An 18127-nucleotide genomic window follows, 5' to 3' on the forward strand; every position below is an offset into this window, starting at 1 on the left:
AAAAACCCCTCATATCTTTGAAGTTATTCTATTTTTCAAATCCATTGGCGTACTAGCGGTAACTACCTCGTATGATTTATTCATTGAAAAATTTTCAGTAAACCAATCTACTTTGATTGTATAAACATCTACTTTCTTACCTATATCCAAATCACTCTCTGTATCCCCAATAAATATACTTTCTTCTTTTTTTGCCTCCAACATCTCTATTGCTAAAGCTAATCCATCTGGATTGGGTTTACTTGGTATATTATCACTAGAAGTAATAATTACATCGAAATATTTAATTAAATCGGTATATTTAAGTAGTGCGTAAGTCGTTTCTCTTGATCTGCCCGTAAAAATCCCTAGTTTCATTTTCCTATCTTTTAGGTACTCCAACATATTGTGTATATCAATTGGAGGTATTAAAAATAATTCACACAAATTATCTAGGAAATACTTATTATAAAATTTTAATGCTCTTTCTTTATTTTCTTCTCCTACTAAACAACCAAGTGTAGCCTCTTCTGTAGGCATAGCATATCTTTTGATTAGAAGTGTACTACAAGTTTTATTCATAACCCTTGAATAAGCATATTTACAACTTTCCAAATGAATTTTCCAACTATTAACCAACGTTCCATCTAAATCAAATATGACTGTGGATACTTTATTAATCATTAATGTTCAGTACTCCCCCAGTTTAAATTTCGATCAATATGTTCAATATTCATATCGATATATGGTCCAGTCTGACAGCTTACTTTGCAGGCTATTTCTACTAATGAAGTTGCAATTGCCGCTCCCGAAGCCATTCCTAATCTCATCTGTAAATCAAGTAATGGTGACAACCCCATCTTTTCCAGTAAGAATTTATGCCCAGGTTCAGAAGAGACATGGGACGCAATAAGATAATTAGATATATCTGGACATAATAATTGCGCAATACTAGCCGCAGCTGTAGTTATAAATCCATCAATAATTATAGGTATTTTCCGTGCTGCTGCTCCCAGAATTAGCCCTACTACCCCAGCTATTTCCAGTCCACCAATAGAACTAATTATACGAAGAGGATCATCAGTGACCTTGAGATTATGATAATCTATACTCTTTTTTACAATTTCAGTTTTATATTTAACCTTTTCGCACGATATACCCGTTCCTTTTCCTACAACATCATTTGGTGAGATATTACAAACAACTGAAGTTATAGCGCTAGCGGCTGTGGTATTTCCAATACCAATTTCCCCAACTGCTATAATATTTGAATTTTGATTTTTTTCAGTCTCTAGTACTTTAGCACCTTTTAATATAGCCTCTATTGTTTCAGATATACTCATTGCCACTGTATTCGTCATATCATTCGTTCCTTCCTTAACCTTCCAGTTAAGAAAATTATCTGAATCAATACATTCTTTCAAACCCAAATCAACTAAAGTAATATCTGCCCCAACCTGCTTAGCAATTACATTAATAGGTGCTAAACCATCGGCTATCGTTTTGAATACCTTACTCGTAACATTTGATTTAAATAATGATACATGCTTTGATGCTATACCATGGTCACCTGCAAAAATAACAATACTTTTTTTGAAATCATCTATCTGAGTTATTCCTCGTACACCTGCAATCTGATAGGCTATCTTATCTAACGCCCCTAAACTTTTTAATGGCTTTGCTATTCGCATTTGGCTAATGTGAAATTTTCTTTCGGCATATTTATCGATAGGTGTTATCTTATCAATAAGTTCTTTTAATGATTGAATATTCTCTTTCATTCAGAACACCCCGCAATTTTATCTGTGTTCTTATGGAGTTTCTCCTCTATTAATTCTGATACACCATTAATAAAATGTTGATTAATGAAATACCTTGATACTCTTTCTCTAGCCGCGTTTGCTAAACTATCACCTAATTCTTGATTATTTAACAATCTTTCAATCTTATAGGCAATTTCATTTTCATCTAACTCACGTATACCATACTTATCTTCGTTTACAGTTAATTTCAAAGCTTCTTTGTTATCACGTAATAACTCATTTAACGAATCAACCGAAGAGGCTATTATAGGCTTACCTACAGCCATAAATTCAGCAGCAACATAACAAAACGACTCCCATAATGAAGGTACTACACATATATCTGCTACATGAAAGTATTCAATTGCCTCCTCTCGTGTTATATCACCTAAGAAAATTACTGAATCGCTTACATTTAACTTTTTAGTTAGTTCCTTGAGATATTCTAGCTCTGGTCCAACACCAATAATTCCGAGCTTAACTTTTGGGTAATTTCTCCAAACTTTTGCAAATCCTTTAATTAAATAATCAAATCCTTTCACTGGTACTAATCTACCGCAACCTAAAATTATAATTTCTTCCTCTTTTGCTAGAACGCTTCTTCTTCGTCTATAATTTACATTTTCTTTTCTTGCAAGTTCATCTGGATAAATTCCTAAATGAATTACGCTTGTTTTATCTCTCGATAAATCCTCATACTGCTTATGTATACTTTCGGATAACGCATTACTAATAAACACAGTATGGGTAGAGTGCATTAATGCTTTTCTCTCCAATTCAAGAATTAACTCTTTCCTAGCTTCAACATTATTTGAAACTCGATGAACCCCATTTCTATCGTAAGGAACCATCTTTGAAAAATCTTGTAAAAGGATATTAATGAGTGGGCATCCAAACTGTTTTGCTAAAATAGAAGCTTCAGGAAAACAAAACAAGTCCGGAAAAATAATTATTGATGGTGCACCAAACTTATTTACGAAATGATTTACACCCTTCATTAATCTTCTATGAGAAACAAGAGAATTGTCACTTATACCAGCTTCTTCTGTATATAAAGATTTATTGCTAATTCGATATATATTAACATCATTAATTACTTCTGTTACTAAAATTTCCTCTATATTATTTGTAATTACTCCTACTTTATATCCTGATTTTGCTAGACCTTCAGCCAATGATCTGGCTACTGTACTTGTTCCGCCAATTGTATTAGGCGGATACTCACGCGAAAAAATTAATACTTTCAAGGTTTCACTTCCCTTTCTTTATGTATTTTCATATATGCCTGAATTTGTTCTAACGTGAAATGATAAGAATCCTTACCTTCTTCAAAATTTTTATACCAGTTTACTGTTTCACTAACTGTACGATTAAAATCCCATTTTGAATTCCACTTTAATTGATAAACAGCTTTTTCAGAATTAACACTTAGACTATTAGATTCATAAAAATTTTCATTATAATTTTCGGAGTTATAGGACCCGTTCCCCCAATTATCAATAAACGTTTCTACTAATCTTTGTACTGGTAAAATGGAAGTATTAGTTGGCCCAAAGTTCCAACTTCCACTATACTTTTTAGGGTTGTGAAACAAATTTATACTTAGTAGCAAATAACCATACAATACGTCAAGTACATGCTGCCAAGGTCTAAAAGCATAGGGCTTTCTTAATTCAATTACTTTTTTCGCTGAAAGAGCTCTAACACAGTCAGGTATAATTCGCCCCTCCGCCCAATCTCCTCCACCAATTACATTTCCTGTTCTCGCACTCGCTAAACCAATTTTACTGTCCTCAGAAAAATAAGCATCTATATATGCAGTAAATATTAGCTCTGCAGCTGCTTTAGAAACGCTATAAGGATCTCCTCCTCCTAATTCATCATTTTCCCTATACCCCCATAACCATTCTTTATTTTTATAGCACTTATCAGACGTAACATATACTACCGACTTAACCGACTTATTGTGACGAACAACTTCTAACAAATTCACTGAACCAATTACATTAACATCAAAAGTGCGTTTGGGTTCTGTATACGAAACTCCTACAAGTGGTTGAGCAGCCAGATGAAAAACAAATTCTGGATTTTGTTTTCTGAAAACTTCTTTTAGATATTCTAAATCTAGTATGTCTCCATCAATATGTAAAATCCTTTCCTCTAAACCTAATATATTGTAAAGACAATCTTTTTTATCAGGAGGTAGTGAATATCCGACAACATCTGCACCTAACATATCTAACCACATACAAAGCCATGCACCTTTAAATCCTGTATCCCCAGTAACAAGTACCTTTTTCCCTTTAAATATAGACAAGTCTTTAGTTAATTCCATAATTTCCAAGGTGCCTCCATATTTTCATACATTTGATTTAAAGTTAATTGATCTTTATATGTATCCATACTTCCCCAAAAATCACTATGGTTATATACCATCATTTGTTTATTTCCCATTAATTTTTGTAGCGGTTCTTTTTCAAATACTAATTCTTTATCATTGTCTAGATATTCAAAAATCCCTCTGTTACAAATGAAATATCCACCAGAAATTTTTGCATCAGCAACTTGAGGTTTTTCTTGAAACTCTGTTACATGCCCCTCACTGTCACATTGCAACTCCCCATACTGCCCTGTTCTTGAAATACCTGTAACAGTTAGTATTTTTCCATGTGAATGATGAAAGTCCAATTGACGATTAATATTAAGATTACAAACTCCATCTCCATAAGTAAGCATAAAGGTTGAATCATCTCCAATATACTTTTGAATTTGTTTAATACGACTCCCTGTCATTGAATCTAAACCTGTTTCTACCATCGTAATTTTCCAATCTTCCTCACTCAATCTATTATGGTATTGAATATCATTGGGCTGATTAAGAGAAATTGAAAAATCACTATTGATTAACTTATAATTCATGAAATACTCTTTTATTTTCCACCCTTGATAACCTAAACATAAAATAAATTCATTATGTCCCCATGAAGAATAGTATTTCATAATGTGCCATAATATTGGCTTGTCCCCTATCGTAATCATCGGTTTAGGAATATTATCTTTATGCGATTGCATTCTCGTTCCAAAACCACCACAAAGAATAACTACTTTCACCTATCTCATCCTTTCGTATGTATTTTACTAAGCAAATATTTTATTGATTCTTAAAATTCGAACCATAAAAGAAAACGTTTGCACAGTTATGGATTATAAACCTATTACTATAAATTGTAAATACATTTTTTTACTATTTTTATCTAATTATGAATTATCCAACAAAACAAAACGCAACCTGATAAATAAATTAAATATTCTAATAATAATTCAATATCTACTTCTACATTAACTTCTTTACTATTATTTTTTTGTGAAAAATATACAAAAAGCTTATAAATCAAGATATTTTCATAATATTTACTGCCTGTTACTTCATCAAACATACTTTTCAAAAAAATCAAACTCGGAAAATAAACAATTGAAGTTACTACTCTTGTTTATTTTTACCAAAAATAATGTTAGACTAATTACCGAAGGTGGAATGAAAACACTTTCATCCAAGAGGCGGAGATGATAGAATATGTTTTTTCTAAATAAACCTTCCTCCCCTCCAAAATGCAATCGGTTGCATTTTTTTGTACTGTTATATTAGTTTTTATTGAACAGTAAAGTGAATTTTTTATCTAATAATTATCTTCAGCAATAGGAAATTATAAAAAACTCTAGGATTCAGGGGGAAATATTTTATGCATGATCTAAGTGATAAAGTGAAACAATTTCATAGTGATGGCTTTGTTTTTATGAGTAATGTTCTAAATGAAGACCAAATCAATTTATTGAATACCGGGGTTGAAGAAGCTTTTCGAGGTCCAAGGAATGGGTACGCTCCTATTTTTCGTGGTATGATGTTCGAACGTGGTGAAGTCTTTGAAAATTTAATCGATTTGCCTCCAGTTATTAATTTAGTCGAAGCAATTTTAGGGGATAATTGTCATTTGCGTAGTATGAATGCAATTAAGACCCCTAGAAGAACAGGAATAGATCAATGGCATATCGATTTAATTGATGATGAAATGTTTTTCCCACTTCCAAAAAATGTTGATTGGGATAATAATATTCAAATGCCAGTATTTATTGTCAACTGTCTATACTATCTCGCGGATGTTGAGGAAGATATGGGACCTACACAATTAGTTCCTGGTAGCCATAGAAGCGGTAAATTTCCAGACACTAAACAAGAACTCCCTGTTTATAATGGAAAAAAACCCGTGACTTTTAAAGCAAAAGCTGGTGATTGTCTAATTTTTAACAATCAGGTTTGGCACCGTGGCGGTTTAAACCTTAATCAAAAACCAAGAATCGTACAGCAAGTTGTTTATAGTAAATCTTATATTTCTCAGTCATTTTATCCCCTCTTAAATTATAGGGTTCCTGAGCATGTATTGGCTAGAGCAGACAATAGACGTAAACGATTAATAGGCTTCCATAAAGTGGGGTTGGTGTAAACCTTACAAAACGCCCGGAATTTTGATGTACAAATTTATAATTTTTTTAGCTTACTGGGCATGGGGATTATCACTTGTTCAGTAAGCTAAAATGTAATTTACTATTTAGAATTTACTAACAATAATAGAACTATAGTCTTCATTTTTATAAAACTAACCTTATAATATTCCATTTTCAACTCCGATTTTTGTCCATATGTTTACTCCACTTTTAGTTTTTAATTTACTATACATTATTTTATAAGATATTGAACCAATTAACACTGGTGAAAGACGTCTTATTCAAAAGAATAATTCTGTAAGTTATGATTAAAAAAATAGAAAAACCATCTCCACTGTAGATATCGCTTACTTTACGTCACATCTTCAGAGGTTTTAGCTGTAGTTACATTTATATAGGCTACATTCACCTATCTTTTTCAACTCTTCTTTATTTAATATATTTTCATGATAATAAACGTTCACAAAAGGCATACATTTTCATTCCTTTTTCTTAATTTAATTTCAACAAGTTTTCATCGTGAAATGTGCAAAATCTCATATACTGTAACACCTTTATTTGTTACCATTTCAGGCTTCTCTTCATAAAACTCAAACCTACTATATCCCCATTTATCCGGATTATAAACGATTACATTCCCTAAACACTTTTCGTTGTTTTGTACATCTTCATTTATCGTGCTTAATTGAGTCCCAATCAACGTTTTACTTTGAGAAATACTTCCTGCATATTCAACAACATATCTACTTTTCTTAAATCCATCACTTAGATTAACCACTAATGGAACACCTATATGTATTTGTTGCCATCCAAAAGATTGTAAAATGTTATCGTAATACCCTTCAAAGATAAATTTATTCATCCCTTCATGACCATTCCAAATATATAAAGGTGCATAGCAGTTATAAAAATTCCCGTCTTTCTCCGTTTCCGTAATTAAATAAGCTTTAAAATTTAGTTCTTGGAAACCATCAGTTTTATAGCCATTATCCTTTACCCTTTTCTTAATAATTTCCATGTCATAATCCTTTGGAAGAATGACCTTATATTGCATTCCAATCATGTTTATCACTCGCTTTCAATCTTATATACATTATGATAAATCGATAAGCGGCTAACGTAAAATAGGTATAAATTATGTTTGGTATCATTTATAATGATAGTGCATAAGGGGCTGAGATACATGGAAATAAATGATCTTATTATATTCAAAACTGTGGCCAGTGAGGGTTCTATTAGTAAAGCTGCTAAAGAGTTAGGATATGTTCAACCGAACGTAACTGAGCGAATCAAAAAATTAGAACAAGAATTAGAAACGCCTTTACTACATAGAGATAACAAAGGTGTTTCCTTGTTACCTGCTGGTGACATTTTATTAGATTACACGAATAAAATATTAACTCTATTATAAGAAGTAAAAGATGAAATTAAAACGAGTGGTTCTTCTTATATAATAGCGACGTCACAATCTATTTTGACAAATTATTTAAGTAAGCGTATTAAAGTAAATTTCAGAAATTATCAAATATATGTAGAAAGTAGTAGTCATTTGCAAAAATTACTGCAGCAACAAAAAGTTGATATGGTCATAACTTATGAGGATTATCCTGACGCATCGTTTAAAAAAGTGTTCACAACCTCAATTTCTGTAGGCTTATTAAAAGCGAAAGAAAAATGTACCATTGATTATTCAAAAGAAATTTTCTTCGTTAGCAATGACAAAAAGTGCCCTTTTAGGAATAAGACAATACAATTTCTAAAAGAAAACAATCTATCTCAGCGACAACTTCAACAGTTGGATTCTTATTCGCTTATGGAAGAGTTTATTGCTGATGGAAAAGGAATAGCTTTTTTACCGATTAAAAATGATACATTAGTAATAATTGAAGATGTTCCCCTTGAGAATTTAGCTGTTCATTTTTTTACGAATCAAACCTTTATCAAGCATATCCCTGATGAACTATTTGATTAATAAAATGACTTTGATTACAAACTTTTTTCAAAATAAAAATCCCTCTTTAACGAATATACAAGAGGGATTTTTATTTTGTATACAATTGATTTTTCACACGTTTTGCTCCACTTCTGTACTTTTCTCCTTTTTATTCCTTTTAAAACTCTTCAATTTCTTAACCGTCCCAACCAATCCTTTCGGAAAAACGAGTAGCACGATAATATACAATAAACCTAGAATAATCGTCCATCTTTCAAAAATCGGATATTCCGTCGCTAGTTCTGATAAATAATATTTTAGTGATTCAATAATCCCAGACCCAGCAATAGCTCCAATTAATGTTCCGACTCCTCCAATCATTGTCATTAAGAGTGCATTTAGTGTCATTTCAATTGAAAATACAGTCGTATTGACAAAGCGTAATGTAATAACAAATAAACCACCGCTAATTGCAGCTACTATTCCTGCGACTACACTTGCGATTATTTTATAATGGAGGACTTTATATCCAAGTGCTTCAACACGTTGTTCATTTTGTGAAATTGCCTTTAATACTTTCCCAATAGAAGACTTTGTAAAAAGACGTAATAGAATAAAAATGAAGCATAAACATACAAGTGATACATAATAAAAAGTAAAACGATCACGGAATATTTCTGGTACCCCAAATGTAAAACCATCTCCTCCGTGAGTAAGCACACGCCATTTTTCAGCAAGTACGAAAAACAACTGTGAAATAGCAAGTGTTAACATTGCATAAAAATGACTTTTCAATCGTAAAGAAAGCAAACCAATTATATAACTAACGATTGCTGAAACGATAATTGCAGCTACTATTCCAATTAAAAAGTTCGTTATTGATACGCCTTGTCGATCAAATAAAAGCGCTACCCCATATGCTCCTATCCCAAAGAACATACAATGACCGAACGATACAATTCCTGTATACCCAAGCAATACATCAAAACTCATTGCAAAAATAGCAAAGATGAAGATTTGAGTGAACAAAATTAACAGGCTCCGTGAATCATTTACGAACGGAAATACACTTAAACAAATGAGCATACATACTCCGGAGTATACTTTAATTCGGTCCGATGTGTTGTTCACCATTTCACCCCTTTTCACCAACAAGTCCAGTTGGCTTCACTATTAAGAAAAATAGTAACATTAACATATTAATTGCAAGTGATAAATCTGGTATAAAATACGCTGTAAAAGCACCAGCTAATCCGACAATTAAAGAAGCAATAGCTGAACCTTGTACGCTTCCTAATCCACCGATAATTACTACTATAAATGCTAAAATTGCATACTGCATGCCCATCTCGGCGAAAATAACACCCGAATACGGTGCTAATAAGAATCCTCCCAAAGCTGCCATCCCTGCTCCTAATAAAAAGACGAAAGAAAATATCGCTTTTACATTAATACCAAGCGCTTGAACCATTTCTTTATCCATTACACCAGCACGGATCATAAGACCTATCTTCGTCTTTTTGAGTAATAATAGTAGTGCAATGTAAATAATTATCCCAATCAAAATAACGAATAGACGATATTTAATTAATATAATACCTCCGGATGTAAAACTTCCTTGTAACCATAACGGTAATTTTGCACTAATAGGGTTTGGCCCCCAAAATATTTTAATACACTCACTAAGAACGAGCATTCCTCCAAGCGTAACGAGCAGCTGTCGAACATGATTTCCATATACTGGTCTAATAAGAAACCTTTCTAAAATAAATCCTAGGAACATTCCCATAGCTACTGCTCCAACTAAAGCTAATATATAACTTCCTGTCATATTAAATAACCAAACACCTGTAAATGCTCCCCACGCAAATAAACCACCGTGTGCAAAGTTTAAAACGCTCATTAGACCGAAAATAAGTGAAAGACCTGATGCTAACAAAAAAATGAGCATCCCTGTTGAAATCCCATTTACAAATAAATTTATTAACACATCCATCCTTTTCACCTCGGGTTCATGTTAAGAGATTCCTAAATATTTATGACACATTTCCTTATCCTTTTTTAATTCATTCATAAAACCGTTATGAACAATTCGTCCGTTATCCATAATGTAAAAATAATCGCCAATTTGACTAGCCATCATAAAATTTTGCTCAACAAGTAAAACTGTTGTTTTCTCTTTCATCTTCAAAATAGCTACCATTAATTTCTCCACCATTATCGGGGATAGCCCTTTGCTCGGTTCATCAATAAGTAATAATCCATCACTATTAATAAAAGCTCTTGAAATAGCCAACATTTGCTTTTGCCCTCCGCTCAAGAGCCCACTTTTCTTATTCCAAAACTGCTTTAAATCCGGAAATAGTTCCAGCATCCACTCTATTTTCCCTTCTACTTCTTCACCTTTCCCCCTAGCAAGAGCGAATGTTTCTTCTACTGTCAAATCATGAAAAATACCTTGATTTTCTGGTACATACCCTATTCCTTTCCTTGAAATTAAATGTGTAGGTAATCCACTTACTTTTGCACTATCATAATAAATTTCACCATCTGCAATCCGGTGAAACCCCATAACTGAGCGTAATGTCGTTGTTTTCCCTGCCCCGTTTCTACCAAACAGTACAGTAATCGTCCCTTTCTCAACAGTAAGAGATACTCCTTGCAAAATATGAAACTGATCTAAATACGTTTCTATATTATTCACTTGTAATAGTGCCACTATATAATCCCCCTAAATAAGCACTTTGTACACGCTCATCTTTTATAATTTCTTCTGGCAATCCTTCAGCCAATAACTCTCCATGAAATAAAACGATAAGATGATCTGACAAACCTAGTATCATATCCATTTTGTGTTCGATAAGTACAATTGTGCTCTCTGGATGTTTCTTAATATTTTCAATCACTTGTAATATAGCAGGGACTTCCTCAACCGAAATACCTGCCGTCGGCTCATCAAGTAATAACACATCCGTTTTTAAAGCTAATAACATCGCAAGTTCTAGCTTTCTTTTCTCTCCATGTGCCAAATCTTTCGCTAATACGTTCTCTTTCTCGTGAAGTAATACTGTTTTTAAGAAACGTCTCGCCTCTCCAACTTGTTGCTTTAATTTTGCTGGACTCGGGAAAAAACTATAGTAATCTTGTACGAATGATTGAACACTTAAACGGACATTTTCAAGTACCGTTAATTCTGGGAATATGTTTGTAAGCTGAAAAGAGCGACCGATTCCTAAGCGTGTTCGATCTGAAATCGATAGTTTTGTAATATCTTGCCCTTTAAAATACACTTCACCTGTTGTGGGTGAAATCTGTCCACTTAGTAAATTAAATAATGTTGTCTTCCCCGCACCATTTGGCCCGATAATAGAAATGAGTTTTCCTTTTTGGACAGTTAAATTTACATCTTTAATAACATGATCTTCACCAAAAGATACGCTAAGATTTTTCGTCTCTAACAAATGTGTCACGAAATCCCCTCCCTTTAAAGCCGTGAGTATGAAAGAAATATGTATAAAGAGGGTCCCCCCTCTTTATACAAAAACAACAGAAAATTCAGTCTATTTATTTTGAACTGGTGGTTCTGTTTCTTTCATCGTTAATTCTCGCTCTAACACTGGCACCGGATAATCAACACCGTCTTGCTTTTTCAATGTGATAGAATACAGTGTCTGCATCGCTTGGTGATCCTTCTCTCTAAACTTCATCTTTCCTTTTGGTGTATCAAATTCCATTCCTTCCATTTTCTTAATCAAGGTATCTACATCTGTATCACCTTTTGTTTTCTTTAAGGCTTCTACAATAGAAATTGCTGCTGACATTCCTCCCGCTGTAAACAAATCTGGCACTGCACCATTAAAACGTTTTTTATGCTCTTCAACTAGCCAATCATTCACTTTATTTTTTGGAAGCGTGTGATAATATACAGAAAAACCTTGCATACCTACTAATGCATCCATTGTTTTTAATGCTGGTATATCTGGCGCACCTGTAGAAATTTTAATACCTTGCGCTTCCACATTCATATCTTTCAACTGTTTCCAAGGTGAATTTGCCCCTGCCCAAACGATAAATAAATAATCTGGTTTTGAACTAATGATATTTTGAATATTCGCTGTAAAATCTGTTGAATTTGTATCCGCGTATTGCTCATTCACAATGTTCGCACCTAATTTTTTCGCACCCGCTTTAAATGCAGCAATCCCTTCACGACCAAAAGCGTTATCTGGGGCAAATGTCGCAATCTTTACATCTTTTTTCGCAATTGCTGCTGCTCCTGCAATCGCATCTTGTGAGGAACTTCTTCCAGTTCTAAAAATATATTTATTCCAGTTCTTCCCGGTAATACTATCCGCAACTGCCGGTTCTACAACCATAATCTTTTCATATTCTTCTGCCAGTGGTAAAACCGCTAACGTATCACTTGAACTAGACGATCCAACTAAAAAATCAACTTTCTCTTCTTCTAATAACTTCGTAGCTTTCTTCACTGCTACATCCGCTTTCGTTTCTGTATCTTCTACAACAAACTTAATCTTTTTCCCATCTACTTTCCCAGTCCCACCAGTTGCATAGTCTAACCCTAATTCAAATCCGTTCACTGTTTGTTTTCCATACGATTCTAGCGGTCCTGTTAAAGAAGCAAGGACTCCTACCTTAATCGTTTTTTCATCTTCTGTACTTGTTTTCTTTCCTGAACAAGCTGCCGTTATTAATAACGAACCTAAAACACAACCAGTAAACATTGTCTTTAGCCACTTACGTTTTTTCATCGACATTGTGATCCTCCCCATACTTTACTTTCTGATAGAATCAAACACGCCAAAATCCCCTGTCCGTAATCATGACTAACTAATACGATAGATAATGGAAAACTCTTGTAGTACCCTCTACATTCGGCACAAATATATAATCACCTTCCTATGTAATGGAAACGGACATACAATCAATATATATTCTGCAATCCAATTGAAAATACTGTTTCATTTTAGTAATGGCCATACAAAAAGACTAACTTATTTTTTAAGTTAGTCTTTTCACCTTAATTAGAGTTAAGTTCTACTTTCTCTAACCCTTCAGCCAATCGTTTCTTATCTATTCCTTCTCCAATTACTACTAAGTTTGTTGGGAAACCGAAATCTTGTTCCAGTAAAGTCGGTACTCCGAACGAATATTGGAATAGGTGAGGGTATTTATCTCCATGGAATTTCACAAAGCCTTTCACTCGATAAATACTATCTGGTAAATTCGAAAGCCATTCATATAATTTGTCTTGATCAATCGGTTTCGTAAATTGATACGTCATCGTTTGTATATGTAAATGCTGTTTAACGTGTAGTGTCTCATGTTCCTCATCATTTGGAAATTCTGCTTCTTCTATATCTTTTAAAGATATATTACAATACTTTGTCTCATACATTTTCGCATGATCATTTATTGTCTTTACTTCTTCAAGTACTATGTTCTTATCTTCATCTGTTAGTAAATCTGCTTTATTAACAAGAATGTGACTACCAAATTTCAGTTGCTCATGCAATAGCTGTTGTACATTTGCACTTAATATACTTTTGTTTAACCACCTTACTGCATCTAAAACGACTACAATTGATTTCACTTCCAGGAAAGGAGCTAAAATTGGCGAGACACACGCGTCTAACACTTCAATTGGATGCGCAACACCTGTCGTTTCTATATAAATGACATCTGGTCTTTCTTGTTGGTATAACGAATGTAATTGTATTTCAAGCTCTTCTTTTAACGTACAACAAATACAGCCTTTAAGAAGTTCTCTTAAAACATTCTCTTTTCCAATAATATCTGTATCTACCGAGTATTCACCAATTTCATTCATTAATACTGCAACTTTTCTATTCTTCTTTTTCTCTGCTAACAATAAATTTTGTAATAATGTTGATTTTCCACTACCTAAAAAACCACCTAATATATGAATCTCCACTTTATTCATTCAACCGACCATCCATTTCTTTACTTCAAATGTATTCAAAGCGTAATAATTACGATTTATATTTATCATTTTATTAAAAGAATGACCATTTGTAAATATAAGAGATTCACTGTTCATTTACTTCATATGCAACTCTTACTCCAGACTCAATTGCCCCTTGCATCCATCCATGTGTTAATGTCGTATGCTCTCCTGCAAAATGTACTTTTCCAGATGGTGGTGTAATATACGGAAATAACTCGAGCTCTTGGCCTGGTTCGAAAGCTGTAAATGCACCGCAAGAATACGGATTTTTACTCCAGCTAAAAGATGTTCCAGTGACAAACTCACTATAGACGATGTCACCGTATATTTCCGCTAAATTTTTTAATGCGTAACGAATACGATCTCTTTGCGGGAGACTATCCCATGTTAACGCCTCATCTGCCCACGTATAACTTGCTATTACGATAGCTGGTCCTGGAGTATGAATGCCATAACTCGGATAGTATGTAAACCGTATCGGTAAATCAGTAATAGATTTACCGCCACACTGTCCCGCTTTCTCCCAAAATCTACTTTTAAACTCTATTGCAATTTTAGTTGCAGCAATATAATTTAATTCACGAATTGCTCTTTTTTTAAAATAAGAGAATAAATAGTATGGCTGAACTTCTACAAATCTTAACGCTGAAAATGGAATTGTAATAATAGCAAAATCACTTGTTATTGTAAATTGCTCTAACGTTTGTTCATGATTTCCTTGTAACATTACTTTATTATCTTCTTGTATAATTTTATCAACCTTATATGGCATTAAAATATGTTCTCTTAATTGTGGTAAGAATGCATTCGATAACTTATCCATTCCACCAGTTATTTCATAATATTTCGTCGTTGAAGTAAAGAAAATCATTTCACGTAATACTTCAATTAAGGACATTCCCATATAAGCTTCCATATCAAGAAGTACCCCAATCATATCTATTGCACTATCTGAATAATACTCCATTAAAAATGAACCAAGCGAATACGTTTTATACTTTTTTTCAACGATAAGCCAGTTTTTATCAGGATCCTTCTTAATATAATTTAGTATTGGTTCTAATACCTCAATCATTAGCTCTTCTGCCGTTTTTCCTCTTTCTTTATCCAAAACCGGATATTCAAGTACACTTGGATCATTTTCAAACACATTCAATCTCGTTTGAATGTTATTCGTATAAATGATATCTGCAAAAGTTTTATTTATAAAAAGGTTTAAAGGTAGTTTAAATTTATGAATATACGCTAAGGTTAACTTATGGGTGTCAGGGATTCTCATCGGTCCCGCATTAAAATATAAACCCACACTAAATGGTTCCCGAATCGTATACACCCTGCCACCTATTCTGTTATTTGCTTCTATAATCGTTACTTCGTGCCCAGCCTCTTTTAATAAAGAACCTGCAACTAATCCAGAAATCCCTGCACCTGCAATCGTAATCCGTTTTGGGTTATTCTTTTTGACAAGCCCTGCATGAATAATATGAAGCATTTCTTCCATTGCTAATGGGTTCCCCATGCCATTTCCCCTTTTACAAAGGATTTTACTGAATTATATTCGGTTCACTGAATTCCTATGTTTTGTTCGCGGATTTGCACGGATACATTTTCAAATACTTGAATATCTTTTATAAAATGTAATAAACTAGATATGACTCTATAGAAGTAAGACGTATTATCTTACATAATAAAATCAATGAAATTGCGAGGAATTTTGAAATGAAAAAAGGTATTAACCGTGTTGTATTAGTAGGAACAGGAGCAGTTGGATGTAGTTATGCTTACTGCATGATTAACCAAGCCGTAGCTGAAGAATTTGTTTTAGTCGATGTAAATGAGGCAAAAGCTGAAGGGGAGGCAATGGATTTAAGTCATGCTGTTCCATTCGCACCAGCTCCAACTAGAGTATGGAAAGGCAGCTACGAAGATTGTAAAGATGCTGACCTTGTAGTTATTACAGCTGGATTACCACAAAAACCAGGCGAAACACGTTTAGATTTAGTTGAGAAAAACGCTAAAATCTTTAAACAAATCGTTCGCAGTATTATGGATAGCGGATTTGATGGCATCTTCTTAATCGCAACAAACCCTGTAGATATTTTAACTTACGTAACTTGGAAAGAATCTGGTTTACCGAAAGAACGTGTAATCGGTTCTGGTACAACGCTTGATTCTGCTCGTTTCCGCTATATGTTAGGTGAGTACTTCGATATTGGTCCACACAACATTCACGCTTATATTATCGGAGAACACGGCGATACTGAACTTCCTGTTTGGAGTCATGTTTCCGTTGGTATCCAAAAACTACAAACACTGCTTGAAAAAGACAACACGTATAATCAAGAAGATTTAGACAAAATTTTCATAAACGTCCGTGATGCAGCTTACCATATTATTGAGCGTAAAGGCGCAACTTATTATGGTATCGGTATGTCACTTCTACGTGTTACAAAAGCAATTTTAAACGACGAAAATAGTGTATTAACTGTATCAGCTTACTTAGAAGGTCAATATGGTCAAAAAGATGTTTATATCGGGGTGCCTGCTGTTTTAAATCGCGGCGGTGTTCGTGAAATTTTAGAGGTTGAATTAAGTGAAGAAGAAGAATTAAAATTCGATCACTCTGTTCAAGTATTAAAAGAAACAATGGCTCCGGTTCTTTAATTAAGATAAAAAAGCAATCCAATTTATTTTGGATTGCTTTTTTATCTTAATTATCCCCTATGACCTTTTAATGATTTTCTATCATTTCTTATTTTTTAGTCGCATCCTCATTATTTATATCAAGTACATCTAATAAAAAGATAAAGATTGGTATCCCGATAATAAGCCCCCATATTCCGAGGAAATGCTCTGAGAAGATGAGAATCATAAATGTATAAAAGATTGGTAAATTTGTTTTTGCAGACATAAACTTCGGATTTAAAAAATAACTTTCAAGAGCGTGGATTACTGTTATGAACACGAGTATGTATACTACGTACATAACTCCGCCTACGTTGTAAGCAATGATACAAAGTGGAAACAAAGAAATAATCACACCTGCAACAGGAATCAACCCTAGTAAGAAAACCATAACAGCTAATACAAGTAGCTGTGGAAATCCTAAAACAATTAATGCAATGACAGTAAGAATACAATTTACAACGGCAATTAAAAACTGAGCTTCAATTACTTTTCCGAACGATCTTGCAAATCTTTCACCAAAATATGCAATTTCCTCATAAAAGATTTTTAACTTACTATCTTTAAACTTAGATGTAAATGTAATAATACGCTCTTTTTCTAATAAGAAAAATAAGCTTAAAATTAGAGATAATAATATTTGTAAACTTACCTTCCCTATATTTGCTATTGATTGATATATAACATCTACACCTTGTTCTATATATTTTGATACTTCCATCCCATTAATTGTCGAAAGTACATATTTAACGATTTCATTATCAGGTGGATTTTGAAAAAATAGTTTAAATTGATAAATTAATTGTGAAATTTGTATCGTCAGCACAGGTAAATATTTATATAACGTTGTGCCTATAAAGGAAACTAGTATTATATACAAACATGCAATAACAATTTTCCGGTTTACTTTCAATTCCCTTGAAATAAAACGTTGAAATCGATCCATTAAAAACGTCAGTATAAACGTAATTAATATTAAATTGATCATACTTTTTAATGCATATAATACAAGCGCTACTATTATTAAAACGAGAAACCGTTGAAACCCTCTACTTCGAAAAAAACTCTTTACTTCATTCATTAAGAATTAACCTCCCCCTCCAATGGATGGAAATTGAATCTATTACATTTTATGAACTCCTATAGACAATCTTTCTTACTAATTGAGAAGAATCCTTTTTTTCTTTTCATATTGTTAGATTCGTTTAACTGGAATCCACCAACATATTTCGGTGGACT

General features: G+C 33.2%; 16 protein-coding genes and 2 pseudogenes. 3 read left to right on the top strand and 15 right to left on the bottom strand.

Going from position 1 to position 18127, the window contains the following annotated elements:
- Positions 1–9: 9 nt before the first annotated feature.
- The 5 genes from ACLBXA_RS20965 to rfbF are packed head-to-tail and all read right to left on the bottom strand — an operon-like array spanning position 10 to position 4892.
- Positions 10–663: an HAD family hydrolase gene (locus tag ACLBXA_RS20965; protein WP_000608988.1), complete on the bottom strand. Its 654-nt coding sequence runs from the start codon at positions 661–663 to the stop codon at positions 10–12.
- Positions 663–1760 carry a nicotinate-nucleotide--dimethylbenzimidazole phosphoribosyltransferase gene (cobT, locus tag ACLBXA_RS20970; protein WP_000662058.1) on the bottom strand — a complete coding sequence of 366 codons (1098 nt, stop codon included), beginning with the start codon at positions 1758–1760 and terminating at the stop codon, positions 663–665. The genes ACLBXA_RS20965 and cobT overlap by 1 nt, the downstream gene beginning before the upstream one ends.
- Positions 1757–3028 (bottom strand): glycosyltransferase family 4 protein, encoded by a 1272-nt coding sequence (locus tag ACLBXA_RS20975; protein ID WP_044783463.1) that lies wholly within the window; start codon positions 3026–3028, stop codon positions 1757–1759. Before ACLBXA_RS20975 ends, cobT begins: the two co-directional genes overlap by 4 nt.
- Positions 3025–4116, bottom strand: a complete 1092-nt coding sequence (gene rfbG, locus ACLBXA_RS20980; RefSeq protein WP_242297115.1) for a CDP-glucose 4,6-dehydratase — start codon at positions 4114–4116, stop codon at positions 3025–3027. The genes ACLBXA_RS20975 and rfbG overlap by 4 nt, the downstream gene beginning before the upstream one ends.
- Complete coding sequence (gene rfbF, locus ACLBXA_RS20985) at positions 4107–4892, bottom strand: glucose-1-phosphate cytidylyltransferase (protein ID WP_000869622.1); 786 nt, start codon at positions 4890–4892, stop codon at positions 4107–4109. The genes rfbG and rfbF overlap by 10 nt, the downstream gene beginning before the upstream one ends.
- Positions 4893–5521: 629 nt before the next feature.
- On the opposite strand from rfbF, the gene ACLBXA_RS20990 reads away from it, so the two are divergent.
- The gene (locus ACLBXA_RS20990; protein ID WP_000543792.1) at positions 5522–6280 is read left to right on the top strand and encodes a phytanoyl-CoA dioxygenase family protein; all 759 of its coding nucleotides are present in this window, start codon (positions 5522–5524) and stop codon (positions 6278–6280) included.
- Between the two features lie 402 nt (positions 6281–6682).
- On the opposite strand, the pseudogene ACLBXA_RS20995 reads toward ACLBXA_RS20990, so the two are convergent.
- A pseudogene (locus ACLBXA_RS20995) lies at positions 6683–6754 on the bottom strand (tautomerase family protein); the annotation flags it as partial.
- Positions 6755–6795: 41 nt separating this feature from the next.
- Complete coding sequence (locus ACLBXA_RS21000) at positions 6796–7344, bottom strand: DUF4865 family protein (protein WP_000579907.1); 549 nt, start codon at positions 7342–7344, stop codon at positions 6796–6798.
- 120 nt (positions 7345–7464) lie between these two features.
- Between ACLBXA_RS21000 and ACLBXA_RS21005 the strand changes: the two are divergent.
- A pseudogene (locus ACLBXA_RS21005) lies at positions 7465–8253 on the top strand (LysR family transcriptional regulator).
- Between the two features lie 93 nt (positions 8254–8346).
- Here ACLBXA_RS21005 and ACLBXA_RS21010 read toward each other — a convergent pair.
- The 7 genes from ACLBXA_RS21010 to ACLBXA_RS21040 all read right to left on the bottom strand — a co-directional run bounded on the left by ACLBXA_RS21010 (position 8347) and on the right by ACLBXA_RS21040 (position 15722).
- Positions 8347–9300: a branched-chain amino acid ABC transporter permease gene (locus tag ACLBXA_RS21010; protein WP_447617441.1), complete on the bottom strand. Its 954-nt coding sequence runs from the start codon at positions 9298–9300 to the stop codon at positions 8347–8349.
- Positions 9301–9349: 49 nt separating this feature from the next.
- Complete coding sequence (locus ACLBXA_RS21015; RefSeq protein WP_000382788.1) at positions 9350–10210, bottom strand: branched-chain amino acid ABC transporter permease; 861 nt, start codon at positions 10208–10210, stop codon at positions 9350–9352.
- A gap of 21 nt (positions 10211–10231) precedes the next feature.
- Entirely contained in the window at positions 10232–10933 is a 702-nt protein-coding gene (locus tag ACLBXA_RS21020; protein ID WP_001196709.1) for an ABC transporter ATP-binding protein, read from the bottom strand.
- Positions 10911–11684, bottom strand: coding sequence for an ABC transporter ATP-binding protein (locus ACLBXA_RS21025; RefSeq protein WP_000149310.1), 774 nt, complete (start codon positions 11682–11684; stop codon positions 10911–10913). The genes ACLBXA_RS21020 and ACLBXA_RS21025 overlap by 23 nt, the downstream gene beginning before the upstream one ends.
- Positions 11685–11774: 90 nt before the next feature.
- Positions 11775–12992, bottom strand: a complete 1218-nt coding sequence (locus ACLBXA_RS21030) for a substrate-binding domain-containing protein (RefSeq protein ID WP_000061996.1) — start codon at positions 12990–12992, stop codon at positions 11775–11777.
- A gap of 263 nt (positions 12993–13255) precedes the next feature.
- The gene (locus tag ACLBXA_RS21035; protein ID WP_001044926.1) at positions 13256–14179 is read right to left on the bottom strand and encodes a CobW family GTP-binding protein; all 924 of its coding nucleotides are present in this window, start codon (positions 14177–14179) and stop codon (positions 13256–13258) included.
- A gap of 106 nt (positions 14180–14285) precedes the next feature.
- Positions 14286–15722, bottom strand: coding sequence for a flavin monoamine oxidase family protein (locus tag ACLBXA_RS21040; protein ID WP_000528005.1), 1437 nt, complete (start codon positions 15720–15722; stop codon positions 14286–14288).
- 200 nt (positions 15723–15922) lie between these two features.
- On the opposite strand from ACLBXA_RS21040, the gene ACLBXA_RS21045 reads away from it, so the two are divergent.
- Positions 15923–16867: an L-lactate dehydrogenase gene (locus ACLBXA_RS21045; protein ID WP_000715322.1), complete on the top strand. Its 945-nt coding sequence runs from the start codon at positions 15923–15925 to the stop codon at positions 16865–16867.
- 88 nt (positions 16868–16955) lie between these two features.
- Here the strand turns inward: ACLBXA_RS21045 and ACLBXA_RS21050 are convergent, their stop codons facing one another.
- Positions 16956–17969 carry an AI-2E family transporter gene (locus ACLBXA_RS21050; RefSeq protein ID WP_001006594.1) on the bottom strand — a complete coding sequence of 338 codons (1014 nt, stop codon included), beginning with the start codon at positions 17967–17969 and terminating at the stop codon, positions 16956–16958.
- Between the last annotated feature and the right edge of the window lie 158 nt (positions 17970–18127).

This window comes from Bacillus sp. D48C (assembly GCF_053345735.1).